General features: G+C 62.3%; 16 protein-coding genes. 8 read left to right on the top strand and 8 right to left on the bottom strand.

The annotated features are described in order from the left end of the window. Window positions 1-181: 181 nt before the first annotated feature. Window positions 182-2,707 carry an AsmA family protein gene (locus AC57B6_RS14550; RefSeq protein WP_496421582.1) on the top strand — a complete coding sequence of 842 codons (2,526 nt, stop codon included), beginning with the start codon at window positions 182-184 and terminating at the stop codon, window positions 2,705-2,707. A gap of 143 nt (window positions 2,708-2,850) precedes the next feature. Here the strand turns inward: AC57B6_RS14550 and AC57B6_RS14545 are convergent, their stop codons facing one another. Then, a complete protein-coding gene (locus AC57B6_RS14545) occupies window positions 2,851-3,345 on the bottom strand; it encodes a hypothetical protein (protein WP_028196609.1) in 495 nt (164 codons plus the stop codon). A 406-nt stretch (window positions 3,346-3,751) separates the two neighbouring features. Here AC57B6_RS14545 and AC57B6_RS14540 point away from each other — a divergent pair, with 406 nt between their 5' ends. The 3 genes from AC57B6_RS14540 (at window position 3,752) to AC57B6_RS14530 (ending at window position 8,014) form a co-directional block, all read left to right on the top strand. Next, complete coding sequence (locus AC57B6_RS14540; RefSeq protein WP_406867130.1) at window positions 3,752-5,362, top strand: sensor histidine kinase; 1,611 nt, start codon at window positions 3,752-3,754, stop codon at window positions 5,360-5,362. Window positions 5,363-5,439: 77 nt separating this feature from the next. Further along, window positions 5,440-5,919: a response regulator gene (locus tag AC57B6_RS14535; protein ID WP_028196607.1), complete on the top strand. Its 480-nt coding sequence runs from the start codon at window positions 5,440-5,442 to the stop codon at window positions 5,917-5,919. A gap of 79 nt (window positions 5,920-5,998) precedes the next feature. After that, on the top strand, window positions 5,999-8,014 hold the full coding sequence (locus tag AC57B6_RS14530; RefSeq protein WP_051743565.1) for a hybrid sensor histidine kinase/response regulator: 2,016 nt from the start codon (window positions 5,999-6,001) through the stop codon (window positions 8,012-8,014). 159 nt (window positions 8,015-8,173) lie between these two features. Here the strand turns inward: AC57B6_RS14530 and mscL are convergent, their stop codons facing one another. The 4 genes from mscL to mfd form a co-directional block, all read right to left on the bottom strand. Next, a complete protein-coding gene (gene mscL / locus AC57B6_RS14525) occupies window positions 8,174-8,623 on the bottom strand; it encodes a large conductance mechanosensitive channel protein MscL (protein ID WP_028196606.1) in 450 nt (149 codons plus the stop codon). Between the two features lie 87 nt (window positions 8,624-8,710). Next, on the bottom strand, window positions 8,711-9,745 hold the full coding sequence (locus tag AC57B6_RS14520) for a threonine/serine dehydratase family protein (protein WP_028196605.1): 1,035 nt from the start codon (window positions 9,743-9,745) through the stop codon (window positions 8,711-8,713). 55 nt (window positions 9,746-9,800) lie between these two features. After that, entirely contained in the window at window positions 9,801-11,039 is a 1,239-nt protein-coding gene (argE, locus tag AC57B6_RS14515; RefSeq protein WP_028196604.1) for an acetylornithine deacetylase, read from the bottom strand. A gap of 214 nt (window positions 11,040-11,253) precedes the next feature. Continuing rightward, entirely contained in the window at window positions 11,254-14,736 is a 3,483-nt protein-coding gene (gene mfd / locus AC57B6_RS14510) for a transcription-repair coupling factor (RefSeq protein WP_028196603.1), read from the bottom strand. A 121-nt stretch (window positions 14,737-14,857) separates the two neighbouring features. Between mfd and ispD the strand changes: the two genes are divergently transcribed. Then, complete coding sequence (gene ispD / locus AC57B6_RS14505; RefSeq protein ID WP_028196602.1) at window positions 14,858-15,574, top strand: 2-C-methyl-D-erythritol 4-phosphate cytidylyltransferase; 717 nt, start codon at window positions 14,858-14,860, stop codon at window positions 15,572-15,574. A 37-nt stretch (window positions 15,575-15,611) separates the two neighbouring features. Continuing rightward, window positions 15,612-16,091, top strand: coding sequence for a 2-C-methyl-D-erythritol 2,4-cyclodiphosphate synthase (gene ispF, locus AC57B6_RS14500; protein WP_496421581.1), 480 nt, complete (start codon window positions 15,612-15,614; stop codon window positions 16,089-16,091). Between the two features lie 81 nt (window positions 16,092-16,172). Here ispF and AC57B6_RS14495 read toward each other — a convergent pair whose 3' ends face one another. Genes AC57B6_RS14495 through ompR form a run of 3 tightly spaced genes read right to left on the bottom strand, consistent with a single transcriptional unit; the run spans window position 16,173 to window position 18,871 of the window. Further along, the gene (locus AC57B6_RS14495) at window positions 16,173-16,721 is read right to left on the bottom strand and encodes a peroxiredoxin (protein ID WP_028196600.1); all 549 of its coding nucleotides are present in this window, start codon (window positions 16,719-16,721) and stop codon (window positions 16,173-16,175) included. Between the two features lie 21 nt (window positions 16,722-16,742). Continuing rightward, window positions 16,743-18,092 carry an ATP-binding protein gene (locus AC57B6_RS14490; protein WP_028196599.1) on the bottom strand — a complete coding sequence of 450 codons (1,350 nt, stop codon included), beginning with the start codon at window positions 18,090-18,092 and terminating at the stop codon, window positions 16,743-16,745. A 44-nt stretch (window positions 18,093-18,136) separates the two neighbouring features. Further along, complete coding sequence (ompR, locus tag AC57B6_RS14485) at window positions 18,137-18,871, bottom strand: osmolarity response regulator transcription factor OmpR (RefSeq protein ID WP_006048917.1); 735 nt, start codon at window positions 18,869-18,871, stop codon at window positions 18,137-18,139. Between the two features lie 229 nt (window positions 18,872-19,100). Here ompR and AC57B6_RS14480 point away from each other — a divergent pair, with 229 nt between their 5' ends. Further along, the gene (locus AC57B6_RS14480) at window positions 19,101-19,427 is read left to right on the top strand and encodes a hypothetical protein (RefSeq protein WP_081833058.1); all 327 of its coding nucleotides are present in this window, start codon (window positions 19,101-19,103) and stop codon (window positions 19,425-19,427) included. A gap of 194 nt (window positions 19,428-19,621) precedes the next feature. Continuing rightward, window positions 19,622-21,253, top strand: a complete 1,632-nt coding sequence (locus AC57B6_RS14475; RefSeq protein WP_496421580.1) for a DUF1800 domain-containing protein — start codon at window positions 19,622-19,624, stop codon at window positions 21,251-21,253. Window positions 21,254-21,359 lie beyond the last annotated feature (106 nt).

Below are 21,359 nucleotides of genomic sequence, written 5' to 3'. Positions count from 1 at the left end.
GGTGCCATGACATGCATTGACGCGCATTGACATTTTGCGTGACAGGTAAGCCACGAGTTAAGCCGCGAGATAACTCGCCCGCGGACGCTGCGGCATGATAAAACGGCACCCTTAAGGCAATATTACCAGGCACGATACATGCTGCCTGAAGCACAACAAAGAACAAAGGCGGAGTTTCTCAATGGCGGTGTCGAGCACGATTGGAAGGCGGATAGGAAAAATCATCGCATGGCTGCTGGCGATCATCGTCATTCTGATTGTCGCGCTGGCAATTTTCATTCTGACCTTTGACTGGAACCGCGCGCGGCCTTACATCGACGACAAGGTCACGCAGGCGATCGGCCGGCCGTTCGCGATCAACGGCGATCTGAAAGTCGGCTGGCGGCATCCGGTCGGCGAGACCGGCTGGCGCGGCTGGGTGCCCTGGCCGCGTTTTTCGGCGGCCAATATCACGATAGGCAATCCCGACTGGGCCAAACAGCCGCACTTCGCGACGCTCGATGAAATCGACTTCGAGGTCATGGTGCTGCCGCTGCTCGCGCACGACATCGTGATTCCCGCGATCAATCTCGTGAATCCGTCGGTCGATCTCGAACGACTGCTCGACGGACGCAACAACTGGACCTTCAAACTGGCGTCGTCCAGCGGGCCTTCCGAATGGCGGCTCGATCTGCACGACATCGCGTTTGCCAAAGGCAACGTCGCCTTGTCCGACCAGCAGAAGAAGGTCGAGGTGCAGGTCGCCGTCGATACATTGGGCCAGCCGATTCCGATCGGCGAGGTGATGAAGCAGCAGGAGGCGGCGTCGCGCACCGCATCGGCGGAGACAGTTGGCAAGGCGGGCGCCGGCAAGTTGGCCGCCCAGGCGAATGCGCAGGCCGCATCGGAAGCTGCGGCGGCCTCCGCGGCGGCTGCCGATGCTGCGTCGTCGACGGCGGCTACTGCTTCGGGCGCGAGCGCGGCGAATGGCACCTCGGGCGCGCTGGTTGCAAGTGCTCCGAATGGCGCAAGTAGTACGAATGGCGCGAGCGCCGCAGCCAGCACAGCAAGCGCAGCAACAGGGGTGTCGGCCAGCGGTGCCGCGGTGGCCTCGGGCGGCAGCGCCGCAGGCACGGCGAACGGCGCGAAACCGGCGATCCCGACTTACGCGATTGGTTGGACCGTCAAGGGGTTCTACAACAAGACGCCGGTGTCCGGCAGCGGCAAGGTCGGCGGCGTGCTGGCGTTGCAGGACGCAAAACGTCCGTTCCCGGTGCAGGCCGATGTGAAGGCAGGCGATCTGCGCGTCGGCCTGGTGGGCACGATCACCGATCCGGCGCATCTTGCCGCGGTCGATTTACGCCTCTGGCTGCAAGGCAACAGCCTCGCGCGCCTGTATTCGCTGACCGGCGTGACCTTGCCCGACACGCCCCCGTATGCGACCGAGGGACGCCTGATCGGTCAGTTCAAGTCCAGCGGCAACGTCTTCACGTATGAGAATTTCACGGGACGGGTGGGCGGCAGCGATCTGAATGGCTCGTTGAGCTACACGGCACGTGAGCCTCGTCCGCTGTTGCAGGGCGAACTGGTGTCGCATCTGCTGCAATTCGCCGATCTGGCGCCGATCATCGGCGCGGACTCGAAGGCCAGCAAGGCGAAGCGCGGCGACGCGACGGCCCAACCCGGCAATAAGGTGCTGCCCGTGGAAGAGTTTCGCACCGACCGCTGGAAAGCGATCGACGCCGACGTGAAGTTCACCGGGCGCCGCATCGTCAAGGACGTCAACCTGCCGATCACGGACTTGTACACACACGTCGTGATGACCGATGGCGTGCTGTCGCTCGAACCGCTGAAGTTCGGCGTGGCCGGCGGCTCGCTGTCATCGGATATTCATCTGGATGGCAGCACGACACCGTTGAAGGGCCGCTTCGCGACCTCGGCGCGGCATCTGAAGCTCAAGCAGTTGTTCCCGAACTTCAAGACGATGCAGAACGCACTCGGTGAAATCAACGGCGACGCCGCGTTGAGCGCGACAGGCAATTCGCCGGCGGCGTTGGCAGCGACTTCGAACGGCGAGGTGAAGGCCCTGGTGACCGACGGGACGGTGAGTCGCCTGCTGATGGAAGCCGCGGGCCTGAACGTCGCTAACGTGGTCTACGAAAAACTGTTTGGCAATCGCGACGTGAAGATCAACTGCGCGGCGGCGGATTTTGTCGCGACCAACGGCGTGCTGGATTCGCGTGTCTTCGCGCTCGACACGGACGACGCGGTGATCGACATCGACGGCAATGTGAATTTGCGCGACGAGTCGATGGATCTTGGCGTGCATCCGCATACCAAGGGCTTCCGGGTGTTTTCGCTGCGCTCGCCGCTGTATGTGAAGGGAACGTTCAAGGATCCGCACGTGGGGGTGAATGCCGCCGCGCTGGCGCTGCGAGGGGGCGCCGCGATCGGGCTCGGTCTGATCAATCCGTTTGCGGCGCTGATTCCGCTGCTCGCGCCTAGCAATAACAAGCCGCTGCCGTGCGCGCAGTTGCTCTCGCAGGTTCGTCAGGCGCCGAGCGCGCCGCCGCCGGGCATGAAGCAACAACCCAAACCGGCTATTTCCCTCGACGGTGCCCCTGTGAACAAGCCCTCAACGGACGCGCATTCGCCGGCTGCGGCCGGCAAGAAGCCTGCGCCAGCCGTCATGCCGCCGGCCACGGCAGCCGAATACAAAGGGAGTTGAGGCTTTTTGCCGAGCCCCGCGGCCGTTGGGCGTGAGCATCGCGCAAGCGGCGCGTGCCACGGCAAAAGAGGAAAAGAAAGAGAAAGACGGGGAATCGGCGCCGCGTGGCTGAAAACGCTGGCGCCGATAAGGGAAGGAAAGAACTACCTGAGCGAGCGCGGTGCGGCATCTCCCGCGGCATCCTGCCGGCGAACCCCGCGCCGGGCGCCGCCAACGCGGGTGGCGCCAAACTCCGTCAGGATCTTGCCCCGAGCCCGGCTGGCAAAGACCAGAAAGCCGAAGCCGTCGGCTTCATACCAGTACCCGCCGTTTTCGAGCCCATCCAGCGGCTGCTCCAGTGCATTGGTAATGGATTCGATGCAACGCCGCCGCAATTCCGCAGGCGCGGGATAGGGCGGTTGCGCGCCTCGTACGCTGCAGAGCAGAACGTCGAGCCCGGGCAGCACATGCGCATAGAGCACCGGCTCGTCTTGCGCGCGGGCGCGGGCAATTTTGGTGTCGAGCTGACCGAACGGCTTGAAATGCCGTAGTACCGCGAGGAACGACTCGTCGCCGTCCACCTTCGCGCGTCTACGCTTTTTCGGGAAGGACATAAAAATTCGCCTGAAAAAGAATTGCAAGAAACGCAGCGTCCTCATGCGACAACTCCCGGCTTCGCGCGCCGCACGTCGATCTTTTATAGCATACGACAAGGCCGGATTCACGGTGATTCGACGTCTACGCCGTCCCACCGCCTCCCGCACGAATCATGCCGAACCGCCTCGCCGCGCGCTTTCGCTTCCCAGCACATCTGTCTCCATCATAGACTCAGGCGCCGCCGAAAAAACATCCTGTATCAATAAAAAAGTCATTTTTGTGTGGGCGAGCGCATCCAGTCACTACGTTGAAATATCTCACATTCACGTCGATAATGGCCCGTCCGGCTGCACCGTGGCGTGCTCGCCAATCCCGCATCGCAACGGGCCGCCCGCGCGGCGCGGCGACGCGCGTGGTCGATGCACGACCGGCAGGCACGCCGCGGCTTGAACGACCCTTCGGGCGAACATGAAACTATTCACCAAGGGTCTGCTGCTGATTGCAGTGCCGAGCGTGGTCGAGCTGGCGCTTCTGGGCGTCCTCTTCGATACCCAGGAGCAAACGGCGCAGGCCGCGCAGTGGGTCAGCAACAGCAAGCAGATCCTTTATCAGTCGTCGGCCATTGTCGATCCGCTGCTGCGTCAGGCCGCGCGGGTCCGCACGGGTATGGTCGTCGGCGATCCGTCGTTTATCGACCGTCATACCGTTTGGGTCGATCTCGGCGACCGCCTTTCGAACCTCGAAACGCTGGTGGCCGATACGCCGCAGCAGGCCGAACGCGTACGCAGAATGCAACATGCGATCGAGGCGTATCGCGAGCAGGCTAACGTGATCGCGCAGGCGCTGCGCGCCGGACACAACGTGAGTTCGTTTGCGGCGCAGGATACTGGCGCGCTGCCTTCGCAGATCGCGTTGTTTCGCGACCAGCTCGCCGAATTCAGCAGCGAAGCCTCGCGGCTCGACGCCGAGCGATCCGCGGCCCTGACACGGCGCCATGAACGCCAGCAGTACGCGCTGATCGCCGCCGTGCTGGGGTCGATGCTGATCTGGGCGGTCACCGCGGTGGTGTTTGCGCGTAGTATCGGCCGGCGTCTGGAAGTGTTGACGGGCAACGCCGAACGTCTGGGCCGCGGCTGGGAGCTGGCTCCGCCACTGTCCGGCAGCGACGAAATTGCCGCGCTCGACGCGGTGCTGCATCAGACGGGTGCACGCCTGCGCGAGGCCGAAGGCGAGCAGACCCTGCTGAAAGCGCGGCTCGAGGCGCGCGCGCGGGAGCTGGCCGGTGTGAATGAAGCGCTGCGCCAGGAGACGCAAGACAACGAAATGTTCATCTACAGCGTATCGCACGATCTGCGCTCGCCGCTGGTGAATCTGCAGGGCTTTTCGAAAGAATTGCAGGTGTCGTGCGACGAACTGGACAGCATCGTCGAGGCGGCGAATCTGCCGGAGTCCGAGCATCGGCGGATGGTGCATATCCTTGACGGCGACGTGCGCGAGTCTCTGCAATATCTGCGCGCCGCGGTAACGCAGGCGGCGGCGATCATTGACGCGCTCTTGCGAATTTCGCGTGCCGGCCGGCTTGAATACCAATGGCAGCGGGTCAGTGTCGGACGCGTGGTGGGACGGGTGGTCGAGGCGTTGCAGGGCGTGATCAACCAGCGGGCGACCGTGGTCACCGTGCGCGAATTGCCGCCGGCGTGGGGCGACCCGGGTGCGATCGAGCAGATTTTCAGCAACCTGGTCGGTAATGCGCTCAATTATCTCGATCCGGCGCGTAGCGGGCGCATCGAGATCGGCGCGCTGGAGCCGGAACCGGTCGACGAGACGGAACCGCGCGCGTTACGCACGCGCACTTATTATGTGCGTGACAACGGCCTCGGCATTCCGGCGGCGTATATGTCGAAGGTGTTCCGGGCCTTTCAGCGCTTGCACGGCGACGTCGCGAACGGAGACGGCGTGGGCCTCGCCGTGGTGCGGCGCATGGTGGAACGGCATGGCGGGCGCATCTGGGTCGAGTCCGCGGAAGGGGCGGGATCGACCTTTTTCGTCGTGCTGCCGGAACAGCCCGCGCGCAATTGAATCAGGGCAGGCATCGGGAAAAAAGGCGGGGATAGCTAAAACATGATGCAAAAACGGATTGTCAGCCCGGAGGGCATATGAGTCACGGGGAAACGGTCAGCATTGTGCTGATCGAGGACGACGACGGCCACGCCACGCTGGTCGAGCGCAATTTGCGCCGTGCCGGTGTTTCAAACGGCTTCGTGCGCTTTCGCGATGGCCAGCAGGCACTCGATTACTTCTTCGGCCCGGCGCCCGCGGACGCTGCGGCCAGTCCTTACCCGCCTCGGGAGGATTTGACGAATTTCGTCGTGCTGCTCGATCTGAAGATGCCGCGGGTGGATGGCTTCGAGGTATTGCGGCGTCTGAAGGATTCGCCGCAGACAGCCGCGGTGCCGGTGATCGTGCTGACCACGACCGACGATCCGCGCGAAATCGAACGCTGTTACGAACTCGGCTGCAATGTCTATATCACCAAGCCGGTCGAATACGACGCCTTCATCGAAGCCGTGCGCCGTCTCGGCTTCTTCCTGCAAGTCGTCAAGCTGCCGGCGGGCCACCGGCTGGGCGCGCCTTAACGGAAGGCGCAGGTGAAGGCGCGCCGAAAGCGGCTCATGACAAGATAGCCCTATCAGACCTAGCGAAAGAAGACTCCGCATGACCGAAGAAGTGTCCACGCAACCTGCCGCATATGTGCTGGTCGTCGATGACGACGAAGGCATCCTGCGGCTCGCGCGCAAATCGCTCGAACGCGCCGGCTGCCGGGTTGCCATCTGCGCCGGTGTCGACACGGCCCGCGAGCGGCTTGCTGCCGGCGCGCCCGACCTGCTGGTGCTCGACTACCAGTTGAGCGGGCCCGAAACCGGCCTCGACTTCTTTCGCCGTTTGCGGGCCGAAGGTGTGCGGATTCCTGCCATCCTCGTGACCGGTTTCACTGACGAATCGCGCGTGATCGAAGCGTTACGCGCGGGCGTGTCCGACGTGGTGCCGAAATCCGGCGATTACCTCGATTACCTGCCGGAAGCCGTGGAGCGCGTGCTTTCCCAGGTGCGTCTGCAAAAGGCGTCGGCTGAAGCCTTGCTGTTGCGTGACCGCGAACAGCATTACCGGACCTTGTCGGAGGCGTTGCCGCACCTCGTGCTGACCTGCAACGCCGCGGGCGATTGCGATTTCCTGTCGAAGCAGTGGTTCGACTACACGGGATTGTCGGAAAGCAGTTCGTATGGCCTCGCATGGCTCGAAGCGGTGCATCCCGACGATCGTGAAGAGATTCGCCGGACCTGGCTCAAGGCGGTGACGGACGGCGCCGGCGATTACCGGCACGAACTGCGGATTCGCCGCCATGACGGCGAATATCGCTGGTTCGACGCCCGTGCGGTCGCCATGCGCGACCCCGAGGGCAATATCAGCAAATGGTTCGGCAGTTGCACGGATATTCATCCCCAGCGCGAGGCGATCGAGGAGCGCGAACGCCTGCTCGCCTCGGAGCAGGCCGCTCGCCAGATCGCGGAAGAAGCCAATCGTGCGAAAGACCGCTTCCTCGCCATGCTGTCGCACGAATTGCGCACACCGCTCACGCCGGTGCTGGCGGGGGCCAGCGTGCTGGAGATGATCCCGGGTCTGCCCGACCAGGCACGCACGAGCGTGCGCATGATCCGCCGCAACGTCGAACTCGAAGCGCGTCTGATCGACGATCTGCTCGACCTCACGCGTGTGGCGAATGGCAAGCTGCGTCTGTCGCTCGAAACGGTCGACGTGCATGAGGTGATCGACAGCGTGCTCGAACTCTTCCGCAGCGAGATCCAGGTCAAGCAACAGGATGTGCACGTCCACAAGAATGCCGAGCAACACTACGTGCTCGCCGATCGCGCACGGCTGCAGCAGATGTTGTGGAACCTGATCCGCAACGCGGCCAAATTCACACCGGACGGCGGTCATATTTACGTGCGCACGCACGATGAACGCATGCACGTGCAGATCTCGGTCGAGGATACGGGCATCGGTATCGAGCCCGAGCAGATCGGCAAGCTTTTCAATGCCTTCGAGCAGGGCAACCAGAACATGACGCGGCAATTCGGCGGCCTGGGCCTGGGTCTCGCGATCACCAAGGCGCTGACCGACGTGCACGGCGGTACGGTGATCGCACAGAGTCCGGGGCCGCACTGCGGCGCGACCTTCACGATCACGCTGCCCACGGCCGCCGCGCCGGAGGAGCTGACGCCTGTCGCCGCGCCCGATGAGGTGCGTCCGCCCGGTTTGCTGACCATCCTGCTGATCGAAGACCACGTGGATACCGCCGAGGTGATGGCGCAGCTGATTCGCAGCCTGGGGCACGACGTGACCGTGGTGGGGCGGGTTGACGATGCGTTGGCCGCCACCCAGTTGCAGAACTTCGATCTGGTGATCAGCGATGTGGGCTTGCCGGATGGCACCGGTCTCGATTTCGTCAAGGCGTTCCGCGAGCATTCGGATGCGCCGGCGGTTGCGTTGACCGGCTTCGGCACCGACGAAGACGTGCGCCGTTGCCTGAGCGCGGGCTTTACTTCACATCTGACTAAACCCGTCAATTTCGGCCAGCTCGAAACGATGATTGAAAGCGCGCTGAACCTGAAGGCGGAAAAGGGCGAAGGCGGAGATAAGGACGAAAAGGATGCGGCCGCAAAGGGCGCCTAGTTGTACATTCGGCCCCGATTGAGATGAGATAACTGGCGTGCAGGATAGAAAAAAGGCCTGTGGCGATTTTCGCGCTACAGGCCTTTTTCATTGTCGCCGGCTAATGCACCGGCTAGTGCACTGGCTAATGCACCGGTGCCAATGCTCGATGCGGAAACCTTAACGCGGCGGCGCGTTCTTCAGCGAATCGCGGATCTCGCGCAGCAGCACGACATCTTCCGGCGTTGGCGGCGGTTCCGCCGGTGCGGCTTCAGCCGGTTTGCGCAGATTGTTGATGAACTTGACCATCAGGAAAATGATGAACGCGAGAATCACGAAGTTGATGGCCACCGTGATGAACGAGCCATAACCGAACACCGCCACGCCTGCCGTCTGCAAGTCTTTATACGATTCCGGACTGCCTTTGAAACTCGCCGGAATATCGCCGAGGCGAATGAATTTGTTGGAGAAATCGAGGCCGCCGGTAGCAACGCCGACAACCGGCATGATCAGGTCTTTAACAATTGAATTGACGATTGTGGAAAATGCACCGCCGATAATCACCCCGACAGCCAGATCCATTACGTTGCCTTTGAGGGCAAATTCCTTGAATTCCTTAATCATGCTCATAGATGTTCCTCCCAGAAGTCGATGATCGAATCATACCAATCTGAGAGCGATAGGCTAGTCCCCTAAAGCTGAAAGAGCGGATGGGCTCTATTCTGGAAACTGTGACTGGCTGTGGCGCGCCCGTTCGATATGCGCGGCAAAACTGACCGGGTCGGTATTGGTCCCGCACAGCAGCACGCCGACGCGCTTGCCTTGCAGTGTTTCGCGCAGCGGCCCGAGCAGCGCTGCCGTAGCCGCGGCGCAGGCTGGTTCGACAGCTAGCTTAAGTTGTCCGAACAAGGTCAGCATGGCCGCGCGCAACTGCTCGTCGGAGACGGTGACGAGGCGGTCGATATGACGGCGGCACAACTCGTAGCTGTATTCCTCGGTATGGGGCGACGCGAGTGAATCGGCAATGGTGTGCATGTGGCCCATCTTGATCGTGTGATTGGCGGCAAAGCTTTTGCCCATCGCATCCGATCCTTCGGGTTCGACGCCGTAGATGTGCACCTTGGGATTGGCGAGCCGCATGGCGGTGGCCACACCGGCGGCGAGCCCGCCGCCGCCGATCGGCACGATCACCGCTTCGAGATCGGGCGTTTGCGTGGCCCATTCATAGCCCAGCGTGGCCGAACCCAGCACCGTGCGATACCCATTGAACGGGTGCACGAAGTAGCGGCCTTCTTCCGCTTCGATACGGCGCACCAGTTCGAATGCTTCGGCAATGTTCTCCGCGAACACAATCTCTGCGCGATATTGCCGGCACAAGGCTACGCGTGCCGGATTGGCCGCGCGAAACAGCACGACCTTCGCGCTGATGCCAAGGCGCATTGCCGCGTAGGCGACCGCCACGGCATGGTTGCCGCCCGAAACACAGGTAACGCCCGCGCTGCGTTGCGCTTCGTCGAGCGCGAGCAGGTTGGTGAACGCGCCGCGCGCCTTGAAGCTGCCGCCCGCCTGCAGCAACTCGAACTTGAAGTTCACCACCGTGCCTTCCAGCGACGGAAAATCGAGCCGGTCGAACACCGGCGTTCGTGTCACCCACGGTGTCAGGGCAAAGTGCTGCGTGGCGATGTCGTCGAGTGTGGGGATCGGCTCACCGTCGATCGTATGGTCGGTGTGCTGCGGCGTGGCGGTTGACATGGCGTGGTTAGGTTTTTCCTCGGTATGGTTAAGACTATTTTTGCCGCGCTCAGTTTCAGTGCGCGTGGGCGTCGACCGACATGCTGTGAATGAATTTTTGCAGGAAACGTTCGCATGCCACGAGCTGATCCAGCGCCACGAATTCGTTGGCCTTGTGGGCCTGCTGGATGTCGCCGGGGCCGCACACAATGCTCGGAATGCCGGCCAGCGAGAACAACCCGGCTTCAGTGCCATACGCGACTTTGCGCTTGTCCTGGTCGGCGGTCAGCGCGCGCACGAGTTGCGTGATGGCCGCTTGTTCAGACGAATCGAGCCCGGGCGCCGCAGCGATTTTGGTGATCTCGATGGCGCCGGATGGATGCTCGCGCAACATTTTCGGCAGCAGCGTTTCGCGTGCGTATTGATCGATCCGCGCGAAGATCGGTTCGGGGTCGAGCGTGGGCAGATTGCGGAATTCGAACTGGAATTTGCATTCGGCCGGCACGGTATTGATCGCATTGCCGCCGACGATCGTGCTGGTTTGCGCGGTGGTGAAGGGCACGTCATACAGTTCGTCGAACGGGCCTTGCTCGCGAAACTGATCGGCCATGTCGCGGATGTAGCAGATCAGGCGCGCGGCGTATTCGATCGCATTCAGACCCTTCGGCGTAAGCGATGAATGCGCTGCCTGGCCGCGCACGCAGCACTGATACGCGTTGATGCCTTTGTGCGCCACGATCGGACGCATGCTGGTCGGCTCGCCGACGATGCAGCCGTCCGGCTTGACGCCGCGTTTCATAAGATCGGCGATCAGGAGGGGTGCGCCCACGCAACCCACTTCCTCGTCGAACGACAGGGCGAAGTGAATCGGTTTGGCGAGCTTCGTGCGTTGCATCTCAGGCAAGAGCGTAAGCGCGGCGCCGATGAAGCCTTTCATATCGCAGGTGCCGCGGCCATACAGTTTATCGCCGCGAATTTCAGGCTTGAACGGATCGCTGTCCCACTGCTGACCGTCCACCGGCACGACGTCGGTATGGCCCGACAGCACCACGCCGCCGTTGGTCTCGCCGTCGTGAGCCGGAATCGTTGCAAACAGATTGGCCCATTTGCCGCTTTCGTCGTGGGTGAGTGTCGCTTCGATGCCGACCGCGCGCAATTCGTCGCGCACGGTTTCGATCAGGCCGAGATTCGGATTGCGGCTCACCGTGTCCATCGACACGAGACGGGTGACCCAGGGAAGCGAGGCAGGCGAGGAAGAATTCGATGCAGTGGCGGGCGTTTGCGAGGACTGCGCTGATTCAGCGACGTGTGACATGACAAGACTCCAGCATTTGAGTCTTTCGATCATACCCAAAAAACCTTCACCCGTATGCTGCGGAGCGCGTTTGCGCACCGCAGCATGAGCGAAAAACGGCTAGACGTACCCGTTTTTTTGCATCAGGCTCATGTGCCGGCGCGGGTATCCGTCGCGACGCCGCTATGCACGCCGAAGTTGGCGTGATAGCGGCGCGTGAACATCCAGCGACAGCTTAGCGCGCCGCCGCCGTGGCAGCGGTGCCGCGACTGGGCGTGCCGAGCGCGCGCAAGGTTTCCTTGACCGTCGCCACACGCACGGCCAGATCCGGACTGCGCGTTTCGATGCGCAGCTTGTCCTGGCCCGCGAGCTTGATGTGCTTGTGTTTCTGCACCATCTCGATGATCCGCATGGCGTCGATCGGCGGATTGGGGATGAACTGCAAGCCGATCACGGCTTCGCCCGCGTCGATTTTCGAAATGCCCAAAGGCTTGGCCGCCAATCGCAGACGATGTGTCTCGACGAGCGCGTGTGCCTGCGGCGGCAACTTGCCGAAGCGATCGATCAACTCTTCCTGAATGCTGTCGATCGAATCGTTGTGTTCGCAATTGGCGAGGCGCTTGTAGAGCGACAGGCGTTCCTGCACGTCGCCGCAATAGTCGGCCGGCAAAATGGCGGGGGCGTGCAGATTGATTTCCGTGGTCGCCGCGAGCGGGGCGGTGAGGTCCGGTTCCTTGCCTTCCTTGAGCGCCTTGACGGCGTCGTTGAGCATGTCGGTATAGAGCTGGAAACCGATCTCCTGGATTTCGCCCGATTGCTTGTCGCCGAGCACTTCGCCTGTGCCGCGAATCTCGAGGTCGTGCATCGCGAGATAGAAGCCGGAACCGAGTTCCTCCATTTGCTGGATGGCTTCGAGGCGGCGCTGCGCCTGCTTGGTCAGCCCTTGCGGGTCATGCACCAGCAGATACGAGTACGCCTGGTGGTGCGAACGACCGACCCGGCCACGCAACTGATGCAATTGCGCAAGACCGAACTTGTCGGCACGGTGAATCAGGATCGTGTTGGCGCTCGGCACGTCGATACCGGTTTCGATAATCGTCGTGCACAGCAGAACGTTCGCGCGTTGGGCAACGAAGTCACGCATCACGCGTTCGAGTTCGCGCTCATGCATCTGACCATGCGCGACGGCAATGCGCGCTTCGGGCACGAGCGTTTCGAGCATCTGCCGGCGATTCTCGATCGTCTCGACTTCGTTATGCAGGAAGTACACCTGGCCGCCGCGCTTCAATTCGCGCAACATGGCTTCGCGAATCACGCTGTCTTCTTCGCGACGCACGAAGGTTTTGATCGCGAGGCGCTTTTGCGGCGCGGTGGCGATCACGGAGAAATCCCGCAGGCCTTCGAGCGCCATGCCGAGCGTGCGTGGGATCGGGGTGGCGGTGAGCGTGAGTACGTCGACTTCGGCGCGCAACGCTTTCAGCGCCTCTTTCTGACGCACGCCGAACCGGTGTTCCTCGTCGATGATCACGAGCCCCAGCCGCTTGAACTGCACATCGGAGGACAGCAGCTTGTGCGTGCCGATGACGATATCGACGGTGCCTTCGTTGATCTGCTGGATCGCCGCGTTGACTTCCTTGGTCGACTTGAAGCGCGACAGTTCGGCAATCCGCACCGGCCAGTCGGAGAACCGGTCGCTAAAGGTTTGCGTGTGCTGTTCGGCGAGCAGCGTGGTGGGCGAGAGCAGCGCGACCTGCTTGCCGCCCATCACCGCGATAAACGCCGCACGCAGCGCCACCTCGGTTTTGCCGAAACCGACGTCGCCGCACACGAGGCGGTCCATCGGTTTGCCGCTCGTCATATCGCCGATCACTGCGGCAATCGCCGCGGCCTGATCCGGCGTCTCCTCGAAGCCGAAACTCTCGGCGAACTTCACATAGTCTTTCGGTTCGAGCGCGAACGCGTGGCCTTCACGCAGCGCGCGACGGGCGTACAGGTTCAGCAGTTCCGCCGCGGTGTCGCGGATCTGCTGCGCGGCTTTGCGTTTGGCCTTTTCCCATTGGCCCGAGCCGAGTGAATGCAAGGGCGCGCTTTCCGGATCCGCGCCGCTGTAGCGCGAGATCACGTGCAACTGCGCAACCGGCACGTAGAGCTTGCTGTCGCTCGCGTACTCCAGGTGCAGGAATTCGGTCTCGCCTTCGCCGAGATCCATCGTGACGAGGCCCATATAGCGGCCGATGCCGTGCTGCGAATGCACGACCGGATCACCGATCTTCAGCTCGGACAGATCGCGCACCATCGAATCGACGTTGCTCGCCTGTTCCTGGCGGCGGCGGCCCGCGCGGCGCGCGAGTGGCCCGTAAAGCTCCGTCTCGGTGATGATCGCAATGCCCTCCGCGGGCACGGCAAAACCGTTGGCCAACGGGGCGACGCCGAGCGAGAAACGCGTATCGCCGGCGAGCCAGCTCTGGAAGGTGTCGCTCGATGCCGGTCGCAGATGATTGTCGGCCAGCAACTGCAACAGCGTTTCGCGCCGGCCGGCCGATTCAGTGGCAAACAGCACGCGGTTCGGGGTGGTGTCCAGATAGGCGCGCAGGGCCGCAATCGGATCTTCCGCGTGACGGTCGATCGCAAGATTCGGCAACGGGGTCGACCAGCCGCCGCCCGCGTTGGCCGGCAGGACGAGTCGCGCGAACGGCTTGGCGAACGTGAAAAAATCCTCGTCCGAGAGAAATAGACGCTGCGGCTCCAGAATCGGCCGGTCGCGATCGTGCGACAGGAAGTTGTAGCGCTGCCTGGTGTCGTTGGTGAAGCGCTTGATCGCCGCATCCAGATCGCCGACGAACGCCAGTTGCGCGCCTTCGGGCAAATAGTGGAAGAGCGTGGCGGTTTCGTCGAAGAAGAGCGGCAGATAGTATTCGATGCCCGCCGAAGGCACGCTGTTGCCGATGTCCTTATAGATCGACGCGCGGCTTGGATCGCCCTCGAAAGTTTCACGCCAGCGGCTGCGAAAGGCCGTGCGGGCGGCCTCGTCGAAGGGGAATTCGCGGCCGGGCAGCAGGCGCACCTCTTTCACCGGGTAGAGGCTGCGCTGCGTATCCGGGTCGAAGGCACGGATCGAGTCCACCTGGTCGTCGAACAGGTCGATCCGGTACGGCAGCGGCGAGCCCATCGGAAAGAGGTCGAGCAGCGAGCCGCGCACGCAGTATTCGCCGGGACGCACCACCTGGCTCACGTGCTCGTAGCCGGCCAGGGTCAATTGCGCCTTGAGTTTGGCTTCGTTCAGGCGTTCGCCTTGCGAGAAGGAGAACGTGTAGCCCGCCATGAAGGACGCGGGCGGCATCCGGTACAAGGCGGTGGTGGCCGGCACCAGCAGGATGTCGCAGCGGCCTTCGCCGAGGTCGTGCAGCGTGGCGAGGCGCTCGGAGACCAGATCCTGGTGAGGCGAAAAGGTATCGTAAGGCAGCGTTTCCCAGTCGGGCAGCAAACGCACCCGGGCCTCGGGTGCGAAAAAGCTGATCTCCTGCGACAAGCGTTGCGCGTCGACGGCGCTTTCGCAGACCACGGCCAGCAACGGCACCTTCTCGCGATAGGCGAGATGGTAGCGGGCGATCAGCAGCGCGTCGGACGAGCCGTGCGTGCCGTCGAAGGCAAAACGCTGGCCGGTCTTGACGAGCGCGACGGGCGGGGAGTACTGCGATGATGCGGCGATGTCTGGCATAGAAGAGAAAAGACGGCCTCGGGCTCACACGTGATCGGCAAGTTTACGCGTGTCGGGGCGTAGATGCGAAGGACCTATTATAAAATCCGTCGTTTACTTTCACTTCGCGGCATCCGCACTCGTGACTTCCCGTCTATTTGCCCTGATTCCGTGCGCTGGCACCGGCAGCCGTTCCGGCGCCGCGATGCCCAAACAATATCGCACTGTCGCCGGTCGCGACATGTTGCATTACTCGCTGGCGGCGTTCGACGCCTGCAGCGAGTTTGCGCAAACGCTGGTCGTCATTGCCCCGGACGACCAGCACTTTGACGCTCGCCGCTTCAGCGGGCTGCGTTTTGCCGTGCGGCGCGCCGGCGGGGCCTCGCGCCAGGCGTCGGTGCTGAACGGCTTGCATGCGCTGGCCGAGTTCGGTGCGCACGACGACGACTGGGTGCTGGTGCACGACGCCGCGCGGCCCGGCATTACGCCTGGCTTGATCCGCGCGCTGGTCGCCGCGCTGAAGGAGGACGCGGTGGGCGGCATCATGGCGCTGCCGGTTGCGGATACCCTGAAGCGGATCGATGCCGGATCGTCGGACGGGCGGATTGCCCGCACCGAGGCGCGCGACGGCCTGTGGCAGGCGCAGACGCCCCAGATGTTCCGCATCGGCATGTTGCGCGAGGCCATTTTGCGCGCGCAGGCGGACGGTCACGATTTGACCGACGAAGCGAGCGCGATCGAGTGGCTGGGGCATGCGCCCAGGTTGGTGCAGGGGAGCTTGCGCAACTTCAAGGTCACTTATCCGGAAGATTTCGATCTGGCCGAGGCGATTCTGTCCCGGCCGGCTTCGGCTTCCTGAGCGGTTAATCGAATTTAAATGAATGGACTTGACGCATATGGATTTCAGAATTGGGCAGGGCTATGACGTGCATGCGCTGGTGCCGGGCCGTCCGTTGATTATTGGCGGGGTGACGATTCCTTACGAACGCGGCCTGCTCGGGCATTCGGACGCGGATGTGCTGCTGCATGCGATTACCGATGCCATTTTTGGCGCTGCTGCAATGGGCGATATCGGGCGTCATTTCTCCGATACCGATGCTAAATTCGCCGGCGCGGATAGCCGGGTTTTGCTGCGGGAGTGTTTTGCCCGTGTAACGGCGGGTGGATTTTCTATCGCTAACGTGGACAGTAGTGTGGTTGCTCAGGCGCCTAAGCTCGCACCTCACATTGAAGCAATGCGGATTAACATCGCCGCGGACCTTAACCTGCCGGTCGAGCGGGTGAACGTTAAGGCCAAGACGAATGAGAAGTTGGGATATCTCGGCCGTGGCGAAGGGATTGAAGCTCAGGCCGTAGTTTTGTTGGTTAAAAACTAGGAGTTGGGTGCGATTTTATGGGCCTCGTAAAACCCGCTGCTGCTTTTCAGGCGCCGCGGGTTTTTTATCGAATCTGTTGCATCACAACGTCGATCCGCCCACGGGGCGGTTGCAAGCGCATTCTTCGTAGGTTTGCAGCGCGTCCAGCAGGCGTAATACCTCTGCTGGGTTGCGGCCGACGTTCAGGTTATTGACCGAGACGTGCTGAATCGTATTGTCCGGATCGACAATAAACGTCGCACGCAGCGCCACGCCGGCTTCCTTGTCGCGTACACCAAGCTGGTCGATCAACTCGCCTTTCACGTCACCGAACGAATAGTGGTTGAGCTTGTTCAGATCCTTGTTCTCGCGGCGCCATGCCAGCTTGACGAACTCATTATCGACGCTGCCGCCTAGCAGCACGGCGTCGCGCTCCTCAAAATCCTTCGCGAGTCTGGCAAATTCAACGATCTCCGTCGGACACACGAACGTGAAATCCTTCGGGTAGAAATAGATAATTTTCCACTTGTCGGGAAACGACTGTTCGGTGATTTCTTCGAACGCCGACATGCCGTTTTCTTCGTAATCGTTGAAACCGGGCTTGGCGGCAGTCACGGTGAACGCTTCGAGTTTATCGCCGACGGTTTTCATGCGAGTGCTCCTTCGTGGGATTCAGGCGCCTTTTGCGAGCGGAAATTCTATGGTGACCTCCAGCCCCGGACCCGGCGTGCGATTGCGCAGGCGCAGCGCGCCGCGATAACGGCCTACCAGCCGCTGGACGATGGCCATGCCGAGGCCCGTGCCGTTTGCCTGGGTGCGCGCCGAATTCACGCGATAGAACGGGCGCGTGACAAGGGACAACTGATCTTCGGGAATCCCGGGCCCTTCGTCGACCACTGACAGTTCGACCCGCGAGTGCGACACCCGCGTTTCCAGAATCACATGCGGGATGCCGTCGCCGTCGCTCAGGCCATACTTGCGGGCGTTTTCCAGCAGATTGCCAACCACCCGCCGCATATCGGTCTCGTCCGCCTCGATCACCGCCGAGGGCGCGAGCCGCGTGATCAGGCGCATGCTGTCTTCGCTCTGCATCCGCGCTGCGAGTTCGCCCGCGATCACCGACAGATCGACCGGTTCCGGCACACGCTGTACCGGACGGGCGTAATCGAGGAAGCGGCCGATGATCATGTCCATCTGCTCGATGTCGTCCACCATCGCGTCTTTCGTCGCCTGGTCGGACGGGCTCATCTCGGTTTCCAGCCGCAGCCGTGCGAGCGGGGTGCGCAGATCGTGTGAGATCCCCGCGAGCATCAGCGCGCGGTCGGCCTCGAGTTGTTCGAGGTCCTGCACCATCTGGTTGAAACTGCGATTGGTTTCGGCGGCCACGCCCATGCCGCGCTCGGGCAGCGGCTCCGGTGACTGGCCCGAGCCGACCTTGCGCGCAGCCATCGCGAGCCGGGCAAACGGACGGTTCACCAGACTGGTAATGAAGGCCGCGCCGAACAGCGAGAGCGCCAGCGCGAACACCCCCCAGCCGGCCCATTGCAGGCCCGTTGCGTTGTCCAGTTGATCGCGGTCGAGCGCCACCCAGTAATCGTCGTCGTCGATCTTGAAGCTGATCCAGACGCCGGGAATGTCGTTGACGCTCTGCGCAATGACCGTGTCGTCGCCGAGACGGCCGCGAATGTCGTGCTCGATCAGCCGGTTCAGCGACTCGTCGGGTTGGAGTTTGTACTTGTCGGTGGTTTCGCGCGGGTACACGCGCACCCCTTCATTGCTCTCCAGATCCTGCAGCAACGCGCGCCGCAGGTCGGGATCGGAATAGAGGAGTGCGGTGCGCGTGAGCTTGACGATGGCGACCAGCTGCAAAGCCACGCGCTGCGCGCGCGGCTCGCGTTCGATCACCCGAAAGCTCTGGAACCACGCGGCGAGACTGACTGCGATCAACAGCGCGATCAACAGAAAGGTCCGCCAGAAAAGGCCGCCGAACGCGAGCGTCAGGAGGCGCCGGTCGATCCGCATGGGCCCTTCTTATTTGAAATCAAAAACTGTAGGTGAGAACAAACTCAGGCTGCACCGTCAGGAATGAACACGTAGCCGAGACCCCAGACGGTTTGGATGAAACGCGGGCTGCCCGGATCAGGTTCGATCAGCTTGCGCAGACGCGAAATCTGCACGTCGAGACTACGGTCGAAGACTTCGTATTCACGGCCGCGAGCCAGTTCCATCAGCTTTTCACGCGACAGCGGCTGGCGCGGATGGCGCGCAAACACCTTCAGCACCGAGAACTCACCCGTGGTCAACGGAATTTCCTGGCCGGCCTTGGTGAGCGTGCGAGTGGCGAGATTCAGCGCGAACTCGCCGAACTCGAACACCTCGGTGGTCTCGGACGGCGCGCCCGGCAACTCCGACGGCGACTGGCGGCGCAGCACCGCGTGAATCCGCGCGACCAGTTCGCGCGGGTTGAACGGCTTGGGCAGATAGTCGTCGGCGCCCATTTCGAGCCCGACAATACGGTCGACGTCTTCACCCTTGGCCGTCAGCATGATGATCGGCGTACGGTCGTTGCTGCCGCGCAGGCGACGGCAGATCGACAGGCCGTCCTCGCCGGGCAGCATCAGATCGAGCACCAGCAAGTCGAAGCGCTCGCGCACCCAGAGCTTGTTCATGGACGGCGCGTTCTCGGCAACATAGACATTGAAGCCCTGTTCACCGAGATAGCGGCGCAGCAGATCGCGCAGGCGCGGATCGTCGTCGACGACGAGGATTTTCGAAGGGTTTTTAGTTTCCATGGTCGGCATCTTAGCGCGATTAGAAAGTGGTGCGCGGTTGCATCGTTTTCGGAGTTACAGTCAGTTACAAAATTTACCCGCACTGTGGCACGACGTAAAGCATCGGCAGGTAGACTCCTTTACTGAATGCGGCTGTTCGGTGGATACTTCACTCGACTAAAACTCTCGCACCCGGCTCGCTACCGGGGTCTGTATACGCATTTGAGGTAGCCGGTTGCCGCGCCACGAAGGGAACAACATGAAGGGAGGGGTTTGGCCGAATGTGCGCCTAAGCGTAATTGCACTGGCGGTAGCCGGGACGCTTGCAGGCACACTCGGGTCAACGTTCGCCCACGCCCAGCCTTCGGCCGAGAGAGCGACGAGCGAACGCGTGCCAAGGCAGGCCAATTCCAGAGCAAACCGGCACAGCCCCACTGTCGAGCGCCCCGCCTCAGATGCAATGCTGCGCACAGCAGTTCCCCCCGATCTTGATCAACGTCGCCGTGATGGTCATATGACGCCCGACGAGCGGCGTCTGTTGCGGCAGCATATCGAAGACGCTGTCCGCGAACTCTACAAGCGCTAGCTATTTCCGTGCCCGCTCGGGGTGCGTCCGGTCGCGCTTTCGCCGTGGCTGAAAGAATTCGTTGCACTTCCCCCGTCAACTTTCCCCTTCCATCTGCCGTTGTGTTGCCAGAGCACAGCGCGGTTTTTGTGCGCGCTAACGCCTTTTCGTGACGCTCCTCAACCGGCTCAACCGGCTCAACCGGACAATCGATAATGAACATGCTGACAGGCGGTAAGGGTAGACGCTGGCTAGCAGTGACGGCCGCTGCGCTCGCAGCCGCGACCTGGTGTGCGTCGGCGCCGGCCGAGCAGCACGGCGCCACTCATGTCTCCCACAACAGGCATCGTACGGCATCTGCCGCATCCTCCGTTGCCCCCGCAGAACAGGACATTCTCGATGCCGATGATGCGCGCTTCTTCCTGACTCGAGTCGGCTTCGCGCCCGATAGCGGCGAGCTCGCGCAATACGTTGGACTCACGCGCGAGCAGGCCGTCGACAAAGTATTGGCCACAGTCCGAACCGAAGCCGTGACGCCGCTGCCTGAATGGGTCCTCGAGCCGATCCCGACACGCGACACCCGCAAGACGTGGACGGACGATCAACGCCGTGACGAGCAGCGGCAGCGCGGCCAGCGTTACGAAATATTACGTGCATGGTGGGTGCGGGAGATGTTGAGCACGCCGTCGCCGCTGACCGAACGCATGACGCTCTTCTGGCACAACCTCTTCACGTCGGGGCAGGACAAGGTCGCGTATCCGCAGGAGATGGCGCAGCAGAATATGCTGTTGCGCCGGGACGCGCTCGGCAACTTCGGCGAACTGTTGCACGACGTCGCGAAAGATCCGGCGATGCTGCAATACCTGGATGGCGCGAGCAATCGCAAGGGCAAACCCAACGAAAACTTCGCGCGCGAGGTGATGGAGTTGTTCACGCTCGGCGAAGGGCATTACACGCAGCGCGACGTATCGGAAGCCGCGCGTGCCTACACGGGGTGGGGCCTCGACCCCGACACGCACGCGTATGTATGGCGCGCCAACCAGCACGACGACGGTAACAAGACCGTGCTGGGGCAAAGCGGTCCGTTCGACGGTGATCAGGTGCTCGACATCCTGCTCGCGCGGCCTGAAACCGCGACCTTCGTCACGACCAGGCTGTGGCGCGAGTTTGTCTCCGATACCCCCGATCCCGCCCGCATCGCACCGATCGCCGCGCAGTTTCGCGCAAGTCATTACGATATCAAGGTCGCGCTGCGCGGCCTCTTCATGAGCGACGCGTTCTGGGACGACAACGATCGCGGCGTGCTGGTGAAATCGCCGGCGGAGTTCGTCGTGGGGACCCTGCGCGCGTTCGATATCGGCTATGACAACACGGCGCCGTTCGCCGCGGAGATCCGCACGCTCGGCGAGAACCTGTTCTATCCGCCAAACGTCAAAGGGTGGCCGGGCGGCACGATATGGATCAATAGTTCGACCCTGCTTGCACGCAAGCAATTCGTCGAGCAACTGTTTCGTGCGACCGAAACCGCCGGCCTGCGGCGTACCGGCAATCCGATGAACCCCAAGATCGCGGCAAGCGGCGTACCCGGCAAGATGCAGGCGAATCCGCAGATGCAGCGCGCGATGGCGCGAGTCGGCCAGCCAGCCCGAGGTGGCGTACGCTTTGATATCGACACATGGCTTGCGCAATATAACGCCGCGCCGACGGCCAAGCCGGGCTTGTCGGTGGAGCTGCAACTGCAGCATGCGGTGTTGCCGCTCACGCCGGTCGATGCCATTGCTACCGATTCGACCGCCAGTGCTTATCTGGAGGCGTTGCTGATGGACCCGGCTTATCAGTTGAAATGAGAGTTGAAATGAGCAGCGAGCTTATGGGTTGAGGTAAGCGACTGCGGCAGGCGACGGAATCGAGCCGCTCAACCGTTTAACCCGGATCGGCCACGCGAACCAGCGA

The organism is Paraburkholderia sp. BGA-UO-ETr-F12, assembly GCF_059567945.1.
Note: the sequence above shows the minus strand (reverse complement) of the source record. Positions and strands in the feature narration are given on the sequence as shown.

Excerpts from the sequence above, each read along its gene's own strand:
- AC57B6_RS14530 (WP_051743565.1), top strand. The coding sequence starts at position 5,999 with ATGACCGAAGAAGTGTCCACGCAACCTGCCGCATATGTGCTGGTCGTC.
- AC57B6_RS14520 (WP_028196605.1), bottom strand. The coding sequence starts at position 9,745 with ATGTCAACCGCCACGCCGCAGCACACCGACCATACGATCGACGGTGAG.
- AC57B6_RS14490 (WP_028196599.1), bottom strand. The coding sequence starts at position 18,092 with ATGCGGATCGACCGGCGCCTCCTGACGCTCGCGTTCGGCGGCCTTTTC.
- mscL (WP_028196606.1), bottom strand. The coding sequence starts at position 8,623 with ATGAGCATGATTAAGGAATTCAAGGAATTTGCCCTCAAAGGCAACGTA.
- AC57B6_RS14545 (WP_028196609.1), bottom strand. The coding sequence starts at position 3,345 with ATGAGGACGCTGCGTTTCTTGCAATTCTTTTTCAGGCGAATTTTTATG.
- ompR (WP_006048917.1), bottom strand. The coding sequence starts at position 18,871 with ATGCCGACCATGGAAACTAAAAACCCTTCGAAAATCCTCGTCGTCGAC.
- AC57B6_RS14480 (WP_081833058.1), top strand. The coding sequence starts at position 19,101 with ATGAAGGGAGGGGTTTGGCCGAATGTGCGCCTAAGCGTAATTGCACTG.
- ispF (WP_496421581.1), top strand. The coding sequence starts at position 15,612 with ATGGATTTCAGAATTGGGCAGGGCTATGACGTGCATGCGCTGGTGCCG.
- AC57B6_RS14475 (WP_496421580.1), top strand. The coding sequence starts at position 19,622 with ATGAACATGCTGACAGGCGGTAAGGGTAGACGCTGGCTAGCAGTGACG.
- argE (WP_028196604.1), bottom strand. The coding sequence starts at position 11,039 with ATGTCACACGTCGCTGAATCAGCGCAGTCCTCGCAAACGCCCGCCACT.
- AC57B6_RS14495 (WP_028196600.1), bottom strand. The coding sequence starts at position 16,721 with ATGAAAACCGTCGGCGATAAACTCGAAGCGTTCACCGTGACTGCCGCC.
- mfd (WP_028196603.1), bottom strand. The coding sequence starts at position 14,736 with ATGCCAGACATCGCCGCATCATCGCAGTACTCCCCGCCCGTCGCGCTC.
- AC57B6_RS14550 (WP_496421582.1), top strand. The coding sequence starts at position 182 with ATGGCGGTGTCGAGCACGATTGGAAGGCGGATAGGAAAAATCATCGCA.
- AC57B6_RS14535 (WP_028196607.1), top strand. The coding sequence starts at position 5,440 with ATGAGTCACGGGGAAACGGTCAGCATTGTGCTGATCGAGGACGACGAC.
- AC57B6_RS14540 (WP_406867130.1), top strand. The coding sequence starts at position 3,752 with ATGAAACTATTCACCAAGGGTCTGCTGCTGATTGCAGTGCCGAGCGTG.